The 16,632-nt window shown below is 64.0% G+C and carries 17 protein-coding genes; 8 read left to right on the forward strand and 9 right to left on the reverse strand.

The window, feature by feature from the left end:
• Positions 1–765, reverse strand: a 765-nt coding sequence (locus tag AC5DC2_RS07320) for an FAD-dependent oxidoreductase (protein WP_491698033.1), incomplete at its 3' end; no start/stop codon positions are given.
• 363 nt (positions 766–1,128) lie between these two features.
• On the opposite strand from AC5DC2_RS07320, the gene rpsU reads away from it, so the two are divergent.
• Together rpsU and AC5DC2_RS07330 are read left to right on the forward strand one after the other, a co-directional pair.
• Positions 1,129–1,341: a 30S ribosomal protein S21 gene (gene rpsU, locus AC5DC2_RS07325; RefSeq protein ID WP_024710130.1), complete on the forward strand. Its 213-nt coding sequence runs from the start codon at positions 1,129–1,131 to the stop codon at positions 1,339–1,341.
• Positions 1,342–1,515: 174 nt separating this feature from the next.
• The gene (locus tag AC5DC2_RS07330) at positions 1,516–2,349 is read left to right on the forward strand and encodes a tetratricopeptide repeat protein (protein WP_024710129.1); all 834 of its coding nucleotides are present in this window, start codon (positions 1,516–1,518) and stop codon (positions 2,347–2,349) included.
• A 9-nt stretch (positions 2,350–2,358) separates the two neighbouring features.
• On the opposite strand, the gene AC5DC2_RS07335 is transcribed toward AC5DC2_RS07330, so the two are convergent.
• Together AC5DC2_RS07335 and AC5DC2_RS07340 are read right to left on the reverse strand one after the other, a co-directional pair.
• A complete protein-coding gene (locus AC5DC2_RS07335) occupies positions 2,359–3,882 on the reverse strand; it encodes a TonB family protein (RefSeq protein WP_491698034.1) in 1,524 nt (507 codons plus the stop codon).
• Positions 3,883–3,971: 89 nt separating this feature from the next.
• Positions 3,972–4,415, reverse strand: a complete 444-nt coding sequence (locus tag AC5DC2_RS07340) for a hypothetical protein (RefSeq protein WP_491698035.1) — start codon at positions 4,413–4,415, stop codon at positions 3,972–3,974.
• Between the two features lie 189 nt (positions 4,416–4,604).
• Between AC5DC2_RS07340 and hemP the strand changes: the two genes are divergently transcribed.
• From hemP to AC5DC2_RS07365, 5 genes are read left to right on the forward strand one after another with little or no spacing between them, the layout of a single operon-like run.
• Positions 4,605–4,772, forward strand: a complete 168-nt coding sequence (gene hemP / locus AC5DC2_RS07345; protein WP_081725902.1) for a hemin uptake protein HemP — start codon at positions 4,605–4,607, stop codon at positions 4,770–4,772.
• 20 nt (positions 4,773–4,792) lie between these two features.
• Entirely contained in the window at positions 4,793–5,854 is a 1,062-nt protein-coding gene (locus AC5DC2_RS07350) for a hemin-degrading factor (RefSeq protein WP_491698036.1), read from the forward strand.
• An 8-nt stretch (positions 5,855–5,862) separates the two neighbouring features.
• Entirely contained in the window at positions 5,863–6,744 is an 882-nt protein-coding gene (locus AC5DC2_RS07355) for a heme/hemin ABC transporter substrate-binding protein (protein WP_491698037.1), read from the forward strand.
• A gap of 7 nt (positions 6,745–6,751) precedes the next feature.
• Complete coding sequence (locus AC5DC2_RS07360) at positions 6,752–7,852, forward strand: FecCD family ABC transporter permease (protein ID WP_491698038.1); 1,101 nt, start codon at positions 6,752–6,754, stop codon at positions 7,850–7,852.
• A 10-nt stretch (positions 7,853–7,862) separates the two neighbouring features.
• Positions 7,863–8,654, forward strand: coding sequence for a heme ABC transporter ATP-binding protein (locus AC5DC2_RS07365; RefSeq protein WP_491698045.1), 792 nt, complete (start codon positions 7,863–7,865; stop codon positions 8,652–8,654).
• 136 nt (positions 8,655–8,790) lie between these two features.
• Here AC5DC2_RS07365 and rsmD read toward each other — a convergent pair whose 3' ends face one another.
• Together rsmD and AC5DC2_RS07375 are read right to left on the reverse strand one after the other, a co-directional pair.
• Entirely contained in the window at positions 8,791–9,348 is a 558-nt protein-coding gene (gene rsmD, locus AC5DC2_RS07370) for a 16S rRNA (guanine(966)-N(2))-methyltransferase RsmD (RefSeq protein ID WP_491698039.1), read from the reverse strand.
• Positions 9,329–10,831, reverse strand: a complete 1,503-nt coding sequence (locus tag AC5DC2_RS07375) for a pseudouridine synthase (RefSeq protein WP_491698040.1) — start codon at positions 10,829–10,831, stop codon at positions 9,329–9,331. Before AC5DC2_RS07375 ends, rsmD begins: the two co-directional genes overlap by 20 nt.
• Positions 10,832–10,900: 69 nt before the next feature.
• On the opposite strand from AC5DC2_RS07375, the gene AC5DC2_RS07380 reads away from it, so the two are divergent.
• Positions 10,901–11,350 carry a nucleoside deaminase gene (locus AC5DC2_RS07380; protein WP_491698041.1) on the forward strand — a complete coding sequence of 150 codons (450 nt, stop codon included), beginning with the start codon at positions 10,901–10,903 and terminating at the stop codon, positions 11,348–11,350.
• A gap of 3 nt (positions 11,351–11,353) precedes the next feature.
• On the opposite strand, the gene AC5DC2_RS07385 is transcribed toward AC5DC2_RS07380, so the two are convergent.
• The 4 genes from AC5DC2_RS07385 to AC5DC2_RS07400 form a co-directional block, all read right to left on the reverse strand.
• Positions 11,354–11,833: a GNAT family N-acetyltransferase gene (locus AC5DC2_RS07385; protein WP_024710118.1), complete on the reverse strand. Its 480-nt coding sequence runs from the start codon at positions 11,831–11,833 to the stop codon at positions 11,354–11,356.
• A gap of 23 nt (positions 11,834–11,856) precedes the next feature.
• A complete protein-coding gene (locus AC5DC2_RS07390; protein ID WP_491698042.1) occupies positions 11,857–12,525 on the reverse strand; it encodes a hypothetical protein in 669 nt (222 codons plus the stop codon).
• Positions 12,526–12,794: 269 nt separating this feature from the next.
• Positions 12,795–15,695: an isoleucine--tRNA ligase gene (gene ileS / locus AC5DC2_RS07395; protein WP_491698043.1), complete on the reverse strand. Its 2,901-nt coding sequence runs from the start codon at positions 15,693–15,695 to the stop codon at positions 12,795–12,797.
• 363 nt (positions 15,696–16,058) lie between these two features.
• Positions 16,059–16,632: peptide chain release factor-like protein (locus AC5DC2_RS07400; protein WP_491698044.1), on the reverse strand; the 574-nt coding region annotated here is incomplete at its 5' end.

Raw genomic sequence — 16,632 nt, forward strand, 5'->3', positions numbered from 1 at the left:
GAGCGGCAGGCGGACATCGGCCATCGCCATCACCACGGAATTGTGGCCGGAGGCGGAGACGCCGATCTTCTTCGCGCCGATAAAGCCCTTCGAGGTTTCGACCCCGGCAACGGCCCCGTCCGGCCCGCGACGAATGCCCTTCACCTCGCAGTTCTGGATGATATGCACGCCCCGGTCGGAGGCCGCGCGGCCATACCCCCAGACAACCGCATCGTGGCGCGCCGTGCCGCCGCGCCGCTGCAGGGCCGCGCCGTTGACCGGATAGCGCGCGGTCGCCGCGATATCGAGCGGCGGACAGTACGCCTTCGCCTGGACCGGCGTCAGCCATTCATTGTCGATGCCGTAGAGCCGGTTGGCGTGGACGTGACGCTTGAAGGACTGGCGGTCATGCTCGTTGTGCGACAGCATCATCACGCCGCGCGGCGAATACATGACATTGTAGTTGAGATCGAGCGCGAGGCCTTCCCAGAGCTTCAGGGAATGCTCGTAGATATCCATGCTCTCGTCATAGAGATAATTGGAGCGCACGATGGTGGTATTTCGCCCTGTATTGCCGCCGCCGACCCAGCCTTTTTCGATCACGGCAATATTGGTGATGCCGTGTTCCTTGGCGAGATAGTAGGCCGCGCCCATGCCGTGGCCGCCGCCGCCGATGATGATGACGTCGTATTCCGGCTTCGGCTCGGGCGAGGTCCAGTGCTTTTCCCAGCCCGTATGGTGCCGCATGGCCTCGCGCGCCAGGGCGAAAACGGAATATTTGCGCATCTAAATGCTCCCTCGGGCCGGCTTACCTGTTTGTCCTTACCCTATACCAATCGCAAATCGGAAAGTGACGCAACGTCCTTTTTGCGACGCTTTTGCCGCCTGCGCTCGACATCGGAATTTTCGGGGTTGCGCGCGGACGGCAAGCGCGCTAACGACGCGCCGCGTTTCGAACCTGCGGCTTCTGCGGCAAAACGGGCGCAATCGCCTGCTATCCAGCGCGCGGGGGCTGGACTTCACCGCCGAAATCTGATATCCGCGACGCCAAATGTCGGGCAGAACCCGACGATGACAAGCAACACTGCCTGACGCGCAAGTATTTGCCAGGCTGAACGACACCAACGAAATTTAAGGAACGGGATACACGTGCAAGTACTTGTCCGCGACAACAATGTTGACCAGGCTCTCCGCGCTCTGAAGAAGAAAATGCAGCGCGAAGGCATCTTCCGCGAAATGAAGATGCGTGATTTCTACGAGAAGCCCTCGCAGAAGCGCGCCCGCGAAAAGGCCGAGGCGATCCGCCGCGTGCGCAAGCTGGCCCGCAAGCGCGCCATCCGCGAAGGTCTGGTTTCGCGCTGATTGTCGTTATTTCGGCACATTGAACATGTTGTGATGGCGGGAGCGTAGGCCCCCGCCTTTTTATTTGCTAGATATTTACCTTGCGACGGTAACGATGCCCGCGCGTCTGCAATTTGCGCGCGACGAGACACGAAACGAGGGACGGATATGACTGAGATGACTGCTGGCACATTCATGACAGGCGCCGGCCGGAAGCTGAGGCTCGCCCTCCTCTTCGGGGCCGTCGGCATGCTCGCTGCCTGCCAGAGCTCCCAGATGATGAACCAGAACGTCGTCTCGATCGACGCGACTCAGGGTTCGGAGCAGAACATCGCATCCCTGACCAATGTGATCGCCGCCAACCCCAACGATCCGGAAGCCTATAATGTGCGCGGCGCCGCCTATGGCCGGGCCGGCGAGGACCGGCGCGCGATGGAAGACTTCAACAAGGCGATCGCGCTCAACCCGAATTACTACCAGGCCTATGCCAACCGCGCGCTGATCGAGCGCAGTCTCGGCCAGCGGATGGATGCGCTGAACGACTATAACCGGGCCCTGCAGATCAATTCGAACTATGACGTCGCCTATATCGGGCGCGGCAATCTCTACCGCGAGGCCGGCCAGCAGAACGATGCGTTCAACGATTTCACGCGAGCGATCCAGCTCAACACGACCGATGCGCGCGCCTATCACAATCGCGGCCTGATCTACCAGCAGCGCGGCCAGCAGGAGCTGGCGATCGCCGATTTCTCCAAGGCGATCTCGCTCTCGCCGAAGGCCCCGCAGCCCTATAATGGTCGCGGCGTCTCCTATCTGGCGCTGAATGACGACCAGAACGCCCGCGCCGATTTCGACAAGGCGCTGGCGCTCGACCAGCAGAACGCCGAAAGCTGGGCCAATCTCGGCCTGATCTTCGAGCGCCAGGGCGATTTCACCAAGGCGGCCTCCTATTATCAGCAAGCCAAGAGGCTGAACCCGAACTATCAGCCGGCGCTGCAGGGTCTGCAGCGCACAATCGGCAGTGCGTGAGCGGTCCCTTTACCGGCGCAGCGTGAGATTGACCGGCAGGGTGAAGCTTTTCTGCGCGCCCGCGTAGCTTTCCGGAAACGGTCCGAAAGAGCCTGCTGCCCGTGCGCGCTGCAGGACAACCGCATCCACCTGGCTGTTTCCCGAGGAACGCGCCAGCGACAGGGCGGCGATATTGCCTGAACGGTTGAGCGTCAGCCGGATGGTCACCGTGGTCGTGAGTGGACCGAGATCACGATAATAGCGTTCCGCCGCAACCGACCGGGCAAGCCGTGCCTGTACCCTGCCCGCATAATTCGCCATTTCCGCCGCGCCGTTTCCTGATGAACCGCTGCGCGATTCGGCTGCCTGCATCGCGCCTTGCTCAGATGTGCCGCTGGCCGAGCCCCGGCGCGCATCGCGCGCCGATTGCCCGCCGGACCCGGCGCTCTGGCGCTGAACGGTCCTTCTCTGCTCGGCCTGCCGACGTTCGGCCTCCGCCTGCCTTGTGGCAACCTGGTCTTCCGGCAAGGGTTCGGTTTCCCAGGGCGAAGGCTCGGGGATCGGCGGCGCTATGTCATAGGCCAGTTCAGGATCGTCTTCCTGCGCCGTGATTGTCTCGACCTCGGGCATCTCAGTTGAAAGTGATTCGACCGGCGGCGGGGCTTCGGCCGCAACGGCCTCGGATCGCGCCGCATAGGCCATTTCCGGCGGCGCAACCATCCCGGTATCCGGCGGCGGCGCGGCCCCGGATACGACAGGGGCGGCCGGAGCGACGGCGTCAGGGGTTGCGGCCTCGCTCGGGGCAACGGCAAGCACCTGCGGCGCAGGGCTCGAAAGCGCCGCCGCCTGTGCTGTCTCGATGGCGTCCGTCGAAAGGGCCCCGGCGGTTTCGACCGGCGCGGCGGCAACCACCTCAGGCGCCGGCGTCGACGCAGCCAGTGTCTCGACCGGGGGCGCCTGTTCGGCCGGCGTGACCTGCGGCGGGGGTTCGGACGCCGCGGGGCTCAACGCCTCCGGCGCGGCGGTCACGGCCTGTTCCACCGGCACCGGCTGCGTCTCGACTTCGGTCGGCCGGGCCTCTTCCGCGCCGCTTGCCGCCGCGTCCACATCGCCATTGCCGAGCATGACGACGCTGACGACAACGCCGCCCTCCTCTGCCGGGGCCTCGGGAATGATCTCGGCGACATGGAGCGCCATGGCGAAGGCCGCGCCATGGATGAGGATCGAGGCGAACGCGGCCATCGGCAGCCGCCTGGACTTTTCGGGGCTGGCATTGCCGCCTGCAAGCCGCGGCAGGCTGACGCTGCCGAGGTCAGCCTCTTCGGCGGCAAGCACCGGCTCATCCTCGCCAGCCTCGCTCTTTGTCTCCTGCGGCTTTTCGGCGGCAACACCGGCTGCCGCCTTCAGTTCCAGGACGACGGCGTCGAGATCGACGGGCTTACGGCTCGCAGGTGCCACGACCGGCGCATCCGCCTTTGCCGCCGTTTGCGGAGGCGAAACGGGCTCCACCGGCTCCGCGTCGCGGACGCCACCCGGCAAACCCATCGCAAACATTGCCCTGTCATCCGTCATCGGCAGCTTCGTTTTGGCATGTCTTATTGGTCTTGGCGCAGAGCGCGCAGCGTTTTTTTTCTTCCGGCGGATCAACCGTCGAAGGGAATGCCGGCCTTCGAGCCGGTTTCAAGCTCGGCCATGCAATCGGCTCCGGCCACGTCGCAGACCTTGAGGTCGTTGAGCAGCAGGCCGCCAAGCGCGTCGCAGCCCGCGCCCGGCAGTTCGAACTGGCGCACCCGCATCTTGCCGGCCGGCAGCGACAGGAAGTCGAGCATGGTCAGCCGATCAACGACGCCCTCCGTGTCGAACAGCGCCACTTCGGCCTGCAGGCTGTCGATCGGCGCCGACAGGTTATTTTCCACCAGGAAGGTCAGCTTGCAGCCATTGTCGGTCGTATCCAGCGCATTGAGCGAGATCGAAAGCCCCGCCTTTTCGTCCGCCGGCATGGCGGCATCGCCCGTGGCGGCCTCCTGGGCCAGGATCGGCTGCGACAGGGCGAAAAGCGCGGCGGCGGCGCATGGGAAAATTTTCATTTCTCAAATCTCCGGCGGTTTTGGATCGGATGTGTCGGGCGGCGGACGTGCTGCCCGGTGACGCTCCATCCTACCGCTCACTTCGGAAAACGTCTATTGCGTGGATAGACAAAGGTGACTAATAGAGTCAACTTATAAAACCGGATTCGAAGATTCAAGTTTTAACCCGAACAGACAATATCGACCAGGATGAACGACGACAAGACGGCCGGACGGGCCGAAGCAAGCGAAAACGGCGCACCCGTGCTTCAAAGCGAGACGCTCTTCAAAGGCGGCAATGAGGTCATCATTCGCCACCAGGGCGCCGACTACCGCATGAAGATTACCCGCCAGGGCAAGTTAATTCTGAACAAGTAAGACCAGACGAGACGAGACCGATGACGACCAAGACACCCGAGGATATCCGCGCCTTCCGCCGTGACAACCCGAAGATGCGCGAGCGCGACATCGCTTCGCAGCTCGGCATTTCCGAAGCAGAACTCGTTGCCGCGGAAGTCGGCCTCACGGCAACCCGCATCTCTCCGGAGCCTTCCCGCCTTCTGGCGCATGCCGAAAGCTTCGGCGAGATCATGGCGCTGTCGCGCAACGAAAGCGCTGTCCATGAAAAGATCGGCATCTTCGAAAACATCAAGAACGGCAAGAAGGCCGCGATCGTGCTGGGCGAGAATATCGACCTCAGGATATTCCCCAGCCGCTGGGCCCACGCCTTTGCCGTCACCAAGACGGATGATGAAGGCCGTGAAAAGCTGAGCCTGCAATATTTTGACGTCACCGGCGCCGCCGTCTTCAAGGTGCATTGGCGTCCGAAATCCAGTATCGAAGCTTATCGCGCCTTCGTCGAGGCTCACAAGCTGGATGACGATAGCCAGACGATCGAGACGGGCGAGATCAAGGCCCACGACGCCGATCACGCCCGCGACCCGCAGGCCGTCGATGTCGAAGTTTTGCGCGACCGCTGGACGGCGCTGACCGACACGCACCAGTTCTTCGGCATGCTGAATGACCTCAAGGTCCACCGCCAGACGGCGATTTCGACGGTCGGCGATGATTACGCCTTCCGCCTTGCCGATGATGCGGTCGCCACCCTCCTGCACAAGGCCGCGGAAGATGAGGACCTGCCGATCATGGTGTTCGTCAACAATAACGGCATCGTGCAGATCCATTCCGGCCCGGTCAAGAAGATCGTCGAGATGGGGCCCTGGATCAATGTCATGGACCCGACCTTCCACCTGCATCTGCGCCGCGACCACATTGCCGAGGCCTGGCTGGTGCGCAAGCCGACGAGCGACGGCCACGTCACCTCTGTCGAGGCCTTCAACGCGGCAGGCGAGATGATCATCCAGTTCTTCGGCAAGCGCATGGAAGGCTATGCAGAGCGTCCGGCCTGGCGGGCGCTCGTCGAAAGCCTGCCGCGCCGCAACGAAACCGCAGCCGCCTGAGGAGAGACATGTCTGCCATCTTATCCGCGCTGAAGACCGCGCCCCTCATCGCCGGCCTGCTTCTGGCCGGCGCCACAACGGCATCGGCCGCCGAGCCGCTTGAGGACACGTCGGCCCTCGTCACCATCGGCGGCTCCGTCACCGAGATCGTCTACGCGCTCGGCGCGGGCGATGCCGTGATCGGCCGCGACACGACCAGCACCTATCCGCCGGAAGCGCTCGCGCTGCCCGATATCGGCTATATGCGCCAGCTTTCCCCGGAGGGTATCCTCTCCGTCAATCCCTCCGCCATCATCAGCATCGAAGGCGCCGGGCCGCCGGAGACGATGGAGGTGATGGAGAAGGCCGACGTCGACCTCGCCTTCGTTCCCGAAGACTACAGCCGTAACGGCATCATCGAAAAGGTCATGACCATCGGCACGCTGCTTGGCCGTGAGGCCGAGGCCCGGGCCATCGCTGACGAGATCGCGGCCGAACTGGATCCGATACTTGCCAGAAACGCCGCACGCGCGCCGAGCGAGAAAAAGAGCGCAATCTTCATCCTCAGCCTGCGCGGCGGCAAGGTGATGGGATCGGGCACAGGCACGGCCGCCAATGGCGTGATCGAGGCCGCGGGCCTCGAAAATGCTTTCGGCGCTTTCGAGGGCTACAAGACGCTGTCCGACGAGGCGGTCATCGAGGCGGCCCCCGATGTCATCCTGCTGATGGATGGCGCGGCCGGAAACCATGTGCCGAAGAACGAGGATATCGCTGCCCAGCCCGCCCTGGCCCTGACGCCTGCGGGCGAGGCCATGGCGATCTACCGGATCGATCCGGTCGGCATGATGAATTTCGGCCCGCGCTTCGGCGAGAATCTGTCGAAGCTGACGGCTGAAATCTACGGAGAATAAAGCGCGCATGGTGGTGATCGACACGCTGACATCGGCCGGCAGGCGGCTCAACTGGCGCGAGAGCGGCGACCGCTCCGGCGTTGCTGTTTTCACGATCCTGGTGCTTGCCGCAGCCTCGGTCCTCGCCGTTCTGGTCTCCGTGGCGAACGGCGCCTCGGATGCCTCCGTCTTCGACGTCGGCCGGGCACTGCTCACCGGCAATGCGGATGATGCGCTCGCCGCCCGCGACCGCATCATCGTCTTCGATATCCGTTTGCCCCGCGCCATCATGGGATTTCTGGTGGGCGCATCGCTCGCGGTCTGCGGCACGGCCATGCAGGGCCTCTTTCGCAATCCGCTGGCCGATCCCGGCCTCGTCGGCGTTTCCGCCGGCGCGGGCCTCGGCGCGGTGGTGATGATCGTGCTGGGCGGCACCATAGCCGCGCCGCTGACCAATCTGCTCGGTTTCTATGCCCTTCCCGCCGCCGCATTCCTGGGCGGACTGGCAACCACGCTGACGCTTTACCGGATCGCGACGCGGCACGGCCAGACATCCGTTGCCACCATGCTGCTTGCGGGCATTGCGCTGTCCGCTCTGGCCGGGGCCGCCACCGGCTTTCTCGTCTACCTCGCCAATGACCAGCAATTGCGCGACCTCACCTTCTGGTCGATGGGATCGCTCGCCGGCGCCACCTGGACCAAGATCTGGGCGATCGCGCCGATCATGTTCGCGGCCTTCGCCGTCCTGCCATTCATGGCGCGCGGGCTCAATGCCATCACGCTTGGCGAGGCGACCGCCTATCACATCGGCATCCCCGTGCAGCGGCTGAAGAACATCACCATTGTCGCGGTGGCGGCTGCCACAGGCGCGGGCGTTGCCGTTTCCGGCGGAATCGGCTTTGTCGGCATCGTCGTGCCGCATCTCCTGCGGCTCGTCATCGGCCCGGATCACCGCTACCTGCTGCCGGCCTCCGCCCTTCTCGGCGGCGCGCTTCTGGTGCTCGCCGATCTTTTCGCCCGCACCATCGTCGCGCCCGCCGAACTGCCGATCGGAATCATCACCGCGACAGCCGGCGGCCCCTTCTTCCTGTGGATCCTCTTGAAGAACCGCTCGCGCCTTAACCTGTGACCGCATGACCATGATCACCACCAAACGGATCTCGGTAGCGCTTTCCGGCCGCCCGGTTCTCAACCATGTTTCGCTCGAAGCCCGCGCCGGCGAATTGACCGCCATTTGCGGCCCGAACGGCTCCGGCAAAACGACGACGCTGAAGGCGATTGCCGGCGACCTGAAGCCCGAGGGCGGCAAGGTCGCCATCAATGGCGCGGATATCGCAGCGCTTGCGCCGTGGCAGCTTGCCGAACTGCGCGGCGTGCTGCCGCAGGCCTCAAACCTCGCCTTCCCCTTCACCGTCACCGAAGTGCTGCGCATGGGTCTTTCGGGCCGCAGCCACCGTGCCGCCGATGCCGACCGGCAGATCATGGCCAGGGCGCTGAAGGCGGTTGACCTCAACGGCTTCGAGGGGCGCTTCTATCAGGAGCTTTCCGGCGGCGAGCAGCAGCGCGTCCAGCTTGCCCGCGTGCTCTGCCAGATCGAGGCGCCGGTTGCCGACGGCGCGCCGCGCTGGCTGCTCCTCGACGAGCCGGTGGCAAGCCTCGACATTCTCCACCAACTGGCGATCATGCGCCTCGCACAGGGCTTTTGCCGCGCCGGCGGCGGCGTCATTGCGGTGATGCACGACCTCAACCTGACGGCGCTTTTCGCCGACCACATCGTGCTGATGCGCGAGGGGCGGGTGGTGGCTTCAGGCAGCCCGAAGGACACCATCACCGATGCCAATCTCCACGCCGTGTTTGCGACCCGGCTTTCCGTAAGCCAGCCGCCAGAAGATGATACGCCATTCGTGCTGCCGCATTCGGCCACCATATAGGAATTTAATCCTTTCCGACACGCTTCCAATACTCTCTCCCGCTGGCGGGAGAGATGCCCCGAAAGCGACATCTCTCCCCTCCGGGGCGAGAAGAATTGGGGGCTTTGCGGAGAGGCTAGCCGATCACGGAAATAATTCAGGCGCGATACCGATAGAAATGCATGCGCGTATCGCCGAATGCGCGCTCTTCCAGTACCGCAAAACCTGCGGGAAGCGCCGGCGCGCTATCCGCAGCCTCTTCCAGAATGACGAGCGCGCCTGGCTTCAGCCATCCGCCCTCGCCTGCCGCCGCAATCGCCTTTTCGCCAAGACCCTTGCCATAGGGCGGGTCGGCAAACAGAAAATCATAGGGTTCCAGCTTGCCGACGCTGCCGAGCTTCGTTGCATCCCGACGCATGATGCGGGTGCGCCCGGCAAGGCCGAGCGCTTCGATATTGGCCCAGATCAGACCGCGCCCCTCAACGCTGTTTTCGACAAAGGTCGCGGCCCTTGCGCCACGCGAGACGGCTTCAAGGCCGACAGCGCCGGTGCCCGCAAAAAGCTCCAGCACGCGCGCGCCCTCCACCGCATCCGGGTAGCCATGGGCCAGAATGTTGAACAGGCTTTCGCGGGTGCGATCCGTCGTCGGCCTTATCTCCGAGGTCTTCGGAGCCGCGAGCGCGCGCCCGCGAAACTCACCGCCGACGATCCGCATTGCCCCTCGGCCCCTTGCCGCCTGCACCGCCGCGCGGCCTGTCATTGCCATTGGGCTTGCCGCGCTTGCCGTTGTCGGGACGTGCGCCGCGCTTTTCGCCTGACGGACGGCCACCTGCCGGTCGGCCTTCACCGCGCGGCGGACGGCCTTCGCCGGCCGGGCGCTTCGGCCCGGAGAAACGCTTTTCGCCACTACCGGTCGCATCACCTTCGTCGCGCGGCTTGCGCGGACCCTTGGCAAAGCCAGCGCCGGGCTTGCTGCCGGAAGGCTTGCCGCCCCTCGGTCCCTTGCCGCCTGCCGGGCGTGCAGCGCGCGGGCTGTCGCCCTCTTGCCCGCGGCGTGAATCCTTGCGGGCGTCGCGCCGTGCATCCTCGCGCGCCTTGTCCTCGGCCTTCTTCTTCGCCTTGGGCCCCAGCGGCCGGGCGCCCGCCGCCATCCACACATTGGCGGAGCGGGTATTGCGCTCGACATCGCGAACCGGCTTTTCCTCGTCCCTGCGCTTGGTATCAAGCCGGTCGCGGCCGCGCTCGGCGCGCTCCTGCCGGTCGAGTTTTTCCCGGCGCGGCGCCCGCTTCGGCGCTTCGGCCTCGGCGGGTTTCGGCACGGCGGCCTCGCCGTCATGATAGATCGGCGCATCGAAATTGGCGCCGGCTTCCTCGATCAGGCGCGGGCCCAGCTGGTCGCGCAGCGTGCGTCCGCGCACTTCCAGCACATTGCCCTCGGCCAGCTCGCCCAACTGGAAAGGCCCGTAGGAGATGCGGATCAGGCGCGAGACCTCGAGACCGAGCGCGCCGAGCACATTCTTGATCTCGCGGTTCTTGCCTTCGCGCAGCCCCATGGTGATCCAGACATTCGATCCCTGCTCGCGATCCAGCGTCGCGTCGATCGCGCCATAGAGCACGCCGTCAACGGCAATGCCGTCCTTCAGCTTGTCGAGGTCGTCCTGCGTGATCCGGCCATGGGCGCGCACGCGGTAGCGGCGCAGCCAGCCGGTGGCCGGCAGCTCCAGCACGCGCGCAAGCCCGCCGTCATTCGTCAGCAGAAGAAGGCCCTCGGTGTTGATGTCGAGACGGCCGATCGAGATGACGCGCGGCAGGTCCTTCGGCAGCTTCTCGAACACTGTCGGCCGGCCTTCCGGATCGGAATTGGTCGTCACCAGGCCGGCGGGCTTGTGATAAATCCACAGCCGCGTGCGCTCGATGCCGCGGATTTCCTCGCCATCGACCTCAATCTTGTCGGCAAGCGTCACGTTCACGGCCGGGCTCTCCAGCACCTTGCCGTTGACCTTGACGCGGCCGTCGAGGATCATCCGCTCGGCATCGCGCCTGGAGGCGACGCCCGCGCGCGCCAGGATCTTGGCGATACGCTCCGGCGCGCGTTCATCGGCCTCCGCCTTCGGCGCGTCCTTGGCCGGGGCGGGCTTGCCGGCAGGCTTGCCCGAAGGCTTTCCGCCGCGTTTGGGGAATTTGTCTTTCTGGTTCATTTCGCTTTGCCTGTTGATCCCGATCCTCTAACAGGACAGGAAGAATTGGTTAAGAGGAAACTTGTCAAAATGGCTGCGGGCAGCGATTTCATGGCATTGGCGCTGGAAGAAGCCGAACATGCAGCCGCGCGCGGCGAAGTGCCGATCGGCGCCGTCATCGCGCTTGACGGCGCGGTTCTGGCCTCTGCCGGCAACCGCACGCGCGAACTGAACGATCCGACGGCCCATGCCGAAATCCTCGCCATCCGCTCCGCATGCGAGATCATCGGCTCGGAACGGCTTCCCGGCGCGCATCTCTACGTCACGCTTGAGCCCTGCGCCATGTGCGCGGCGGCGATCTCGTTCGCCCGCATTGCGCGGCTTTACTATGGCGCTGCAGATCCGAAGGGCGGCGGCGTCGATCACGGCGGCCGCTTCTTCGACCAGCCGACCTGCCATCACCGGCCCGACGTCTATTCCGGCTTTTCGGAAACCCGCGCTGCGGCGCTTCTGAAGGACTTCTTCAGCGAGCGCCGGTAAAGATCAGCGACCGGCAAAGGCGGAAAGCGTCTCGTCTTCCAGGCGGTAGCGGATCCATTCGCTCTGCGGCTTGCCGCCGACGCCGTCATAAACGCGGATCGCATCGACATTCCAGTCGAGCACGCTCCATTCCATGCGGCCGCAATTCTTTGTCACGGCAACCTCGGCAACGGCGCGCATCAGCGCCTTGCCCAGCCCCGCGCCGCGAAACTCCGGCGACACATAGAGGTCTTCCAGATAGATGCCGTTGCGGCCCTGCCAGGTGGAGAAGGTGAAATAGTAGATGGCAAAGCCGGCGGGCTTGCCGTCAATCTCGGCAATCAGGCCGCCCGTCACCGAGCCCTCGCCGAAGATCGCCTCGGCGAGCCCCTCTTCGGTGGTCTCGACCTTGTCCAGCGCCTTTTCGAATTCGGCGAGCTCGCAGACAAAGCGATAAATGGTAGCCGCGTCGGCGCGCTCTGCCGGCCGGATCAAATGGTTCATCATATTCCCCGGAAAAGACCCGCCTACTCCTGGCCGGCGTTCTTGGACGAATCGAGGAAGTCCTCGGTCTTGCCGCTCTTGCAGTTCAGGAACAGGAAGCAGCGGTCCGGATCCTTGCCCTCGGCCAGCTTCTGCCGGCGGCGTTCCTTGGCGCGCTCGGGATCGCCCAGGTCATTGAGCGCCTCGGGGCTGGAGGGCGTGCGGTATTCCTCGGGCGGATCGATCAGGTAGCGCCGCTGAGTGATGTCGATCGAATTGGCCTCTGTGCGGGCCTTGCGGAAGGCCTCGAGCTGTTCCTTCTCGGTCAATTGGCCCGTGCTCTTGGCGCCGACAAGCGGCGACTTGTAGAACGGATTGTCCTCGTTGTCCTCGATTTCCTGATAGACGCGTTCGCGCTGCTCTTCCGGCGATTCAATCCAGTTCGGATTGTCAACGGAGGCCACCGATTTCTGCGGCGGAACGAGCGGCTGGCCGGCGACGTTCTTCGACGGCTTCACCAGTTCCGGCCGCGGCGCGTAGTCGATATCGGGCTTATCCGGATTGATCACCAGAACAGCCTCTCCCAGATCCTCGACCAGCTGCGTGGTGGCGGACGTGCCGGTGCCATAGGTCGGCGCGCTGACGCAGGAAGCTAGCGAAGCGGCGCCCGCAAGGGCGAGTGCAAGTTTCATCGAACGGAAAACAAAGGTCATGCGCTCTACTACCACTCCTTCGATCAGCAAGCCACCGCATCCCGGGCCGGCCGCCGATCTCGTTCTTTCCCTGGCGCGCCGGTCTCCCGATAATCCGGCTTGACCCGACGCACTCCGGCACCGCTGGCGCCACTTACTCTTCCGGCGATCTGCCATCATTCGGCGACAAATCCGGCGAAAACGCGACATTCCTACCGCAGAACGGTCTTTTTCGCAATTCGTCCAAGGAATTGCAGCCGGACGAAATTTCGCCCGGCTGTCCTGTACGCTCAGGCCTTGCCGGCCAGTTCCCGCAATGCCGCCGCATCGCGCACCGAAACATCCGGATAATCGGGATCCGAGCCGACATCATCGGTGATGCGCCAGGAACGGGCGCATTTGCGGCCTTCTGCCAGCGCCGGCACGACGGCGACATTGGCGACCTCGGGCAGGCGGAAAGCCTCTTCCGGCCCCTCGCCTTCCTTCACCGTGATCGCCGAGGTGATGCAGATCTCCTCGAAATCGCGGTCGTCCAGCGCGGCCAGCAGGTCCTTATCGTTGACATAGACGACCGGAGCCGCCTCCAGCGATGAACCGATCCGCTTGTCCCGACGCTCGATCTCAAGCGCGCCGGTGACGACCTTGCGGACCTCGCGGACCTTCAGCCACTTGGCAGCAAGCGCATCGTCCTTCCAGTCAGCCGGCACCGTCGGGAACTGTTCCAGATGAACCGACACGGCGTCCGGATTGCGCGAAAGCCAGGCCTCTTCCATGGTGAAGGGCAGCATCGGCGCAAGCCAGGTCGCCAGGCAGTCGAACAGCCTGCGGATGACGACGAGGGCCGAACGACGACGCAGTGAGGACGGCGCATCGCAGTAGAGCGCATCCTTGCGGACGTCGAAATAAAAGGCCGAAAGCTCGATATTGGCGAAATCCGTCAGCGCGCGGGCGATCTTCTTGAACTCGAAATCGTCATAGCTCTTGCGCACCAGCTGGTCGAGTTCGGCCAGCCGGTGCAGCATCAGCCGCTCCAGCTCCGGCATGTCGGCGACCGCGATCTCCTCGCCCTCGTCATGGGCAAGCGTGCCGAGCATCCAGCGCAGTGTATTGCGCAGCTTGCGATAGGTGTCGACATTGGTCTTGATAACCGTCTCGCCCAGACGCTGATCTTCCCAGTAATCCGTGGTCATCACCCAAAGGCGCAGGATATCGGCGCCGGACTTGGCCATCACATCCTGCGGGAACACCTGATTGCCCAGCGATTTCGACTGTTTGCGACCCTGTTCGTCCATGGTGAACCCATGGGTCACGACGGCCTTGTAGGGCGCGCGGCCACGGGTAACGCAGCCTTCCAGCAGCGAGGAATGGAACCAGCCGCGATGCTGGTCGGAACCTTCGAGATAGACATCGGCCGGCCATTTCAGGTCAGGACGGTCTTCCAGCACAAAGGCATGCGTGGAGCCTGAATCGAACCAGACATCGAGAATGTCGGTGACCATTTCCCAATCCTCGAAAGCCCTGTCACCGAGGAAACGCTCCCGCCCGCCCTCGGCGAACCAGGCGTCGGCGCCCTCGTTTTCGAAGGCCTCGAGGATGCGGGCATTGACGTCCTCATCCACCAGCACTTCGCCGGCCTTGTCGGCAAAGACGCAGATCGGCACGCCCCAGGCCCTTTGGCGGGAAAGCACCCAGTCCGGCCGGTTCTCGATCATGCCGCGCAGGCGATGCTTTCCGGCGGCCGGCACGAAGCGCGTATCGTCGATGGCGGCAAGGGCGCGGGTGCGCAGCGTCGTCTCATCGCCGAGGTCCTTGTCCATATAGACGAACCATTGCGGCGTGTTGCGGAAGATGACCGGCTTTTTCGAGCGCCAGGAATGCGGATAGTCATGTTTGATCCGGCCACGGGCAAACAGGCGGTCGGCGGCGATCAGCGCCTTGATGACGCGGTCATTGGCATCGCCCTTCTTGCCGTTGTCATCCATGACGCGGGCAGCCCCGCCTTCAGCCGAGGGGCCGAAACCCGGTGCCTCGTCGGTGTAGAAGCCATCGTCTCCCACCGTGAACGGGATCTTCGGCGAGATGCCGCGCGCCTCGAGGTCGCGCGCCTGTTCCATCCAGGCGTCAAAATCCTCGCGGCCGTGGCCGGGCGCGGTGTGGACAAAGCCCGTACCGGCATCATCGGTCACATGATCGCCGTCGAGCAGCGGCACCTTGAAGTCATAGCCGAGATCCACGAGCGGGTGGGCGCAGGTAACCGCCTCAAGTTCGCCGCCGTCGACGTCGCGGAGCAGCTTCAGCGTCACCTTGGCCTTCGCCGCACAGTCTTCGGAAAGGTTCCTGGCCAAGAGCAGCTTTTCACCCTTCTGCGGCCCGAAATCATTCTCCGCCTCGGTGACCTCGTAAAGGCCGTATTCGAGCCGCGACGAGAACGAGATCGCGCGGTTGCCGGGGATGGTCCAGGGCGTCGTCGTCCAGATGACGACGAAGGCACCAGCAAGGTCGTCGGAGCCTTCCGTCACCGGAAACTTCACCCAGATCGTGTCCGACTGGACCTCGTGATATTCGACTTCCGCCTCGGCCAGCGCCGTGCGCTCGACCACCGACCACATCACCGGCTTGGAGCCGCGATAGAGCTGGCCGGATTTCGCGATCTTCAGCAGTTCGCCGGCGATGCGGGCTTCGGCATGAAACGCCATCGTCGTATAGGGCTTTTCGAAATCGCCCTCGATGCCGAGCCGCTTGAATTCCGCCGTCTGAACGTCGATCCAGTGCTGGGCGAAGTCGCGGCATTCCTGCCGGAACTCGTTGATCGGCACCTCGTCCTTGTTCTTGCCCTTGGCGCGATAGGCTTCCTCGATCTTCCATTCGATCGGCAGGCCGTGGCAATCCCAGCCCGGCACGTAGTTGGAATCGTAACCGCGCATCTGGAAGGAGCGAGTGATCACGTCCTTCAGGATCTTGTTCAGCGCATGGCCGATATGGATGTTGCCGTTGGCATAGGGCGGACCGTCATGCAGCACGAATTTCTCGCGCCCGGCGGCGTCCTCGCGCATCTTCCTGTAAAGATTGAGCTCCTCCCAGCGGGCGACGAGCTCGGGTTCCTTCCTGGGAAGGCCCGCGCGCATGGGGAAGTCCGTCTTCGGCAGGTAAAGGGTTTGGGAATAGTCGATCGTGTCTTTTGTGTCGCTCATGGTTTCGCGGCTTTTTCTCTGGTGCGGCGCCTGAAACGGCGCGCTCTCGCAAGTCTTTAGGAAAACTGTCGGTGGCAGGGGCGTGACAAACGCCGAAATCCCGGACCTTCCGGCGCCCTGTCAGGCTGCGCGGAAAGCCGGGCCGATAATTCGAATGATGCGAAACCGTATCCCAGTCATCATGGGGCCGTCTTTACGGCTTTTTGTTCGGGATGAAAAGAGGAAAGACGGAAAAGCCGATACCCCCGGCCCGAAGAGGCAGACGCTCCGGCGCGTCCTGTCTTCGCGCATCGGCCCGAAAATCGGAATCGATTTTCGGGCCGATGCGTAGATTGAATAGGTTAGAGCGCCGGGCATTGACGATCAGTCGATATCCTCGACGGCGGCACCCGCCCCGCCCTCGATGCGGTGGGCAAGAGCCGCCTCCATGAACGGGCTCAGCGCCCCGTCGAGAACATCGGACGGCGACGTGCTTTCCACGCCGGTCCTCAGATCCTTCACCAGCTGATAGGGCTGGAGAACGTAGGAACGGATCTGGTGACCCCAGCCGATATCCGTCTTGGAGGCCGCTTCCTGGTTGGCCGCTTCCTCGCGCTTCTGCAGTTCCGCCTCGTAGAGGCGGGCGCGCAGCATGTCCCAGGCCTTGGCCCGGTTCTTGTGCTGGGAACGCTCCTGCTGGCACTGGACCACGATCCCGGTCGGGATATGGGTGATGCGCACCGCCGAGTCGGTGGTATTGACGTGCTGGCCGCCCGCGCCGGATGAACGATAGGTATCGATCCGGCAGTCGCTCTCATTGACCTCGATATCGATCGAATCATCGATCACGGGATAGACCCAGACCGAGGAGAACGAGGTATGGCGGCGGGCATTGCTGTCATAGGGCGAGATCCGCACCAGGCGGTGAACGCCCGATTCGGTCTTCAGCCAGCCATAG

The organism is Martelella sp. (genome assembly GCF_984369615.1).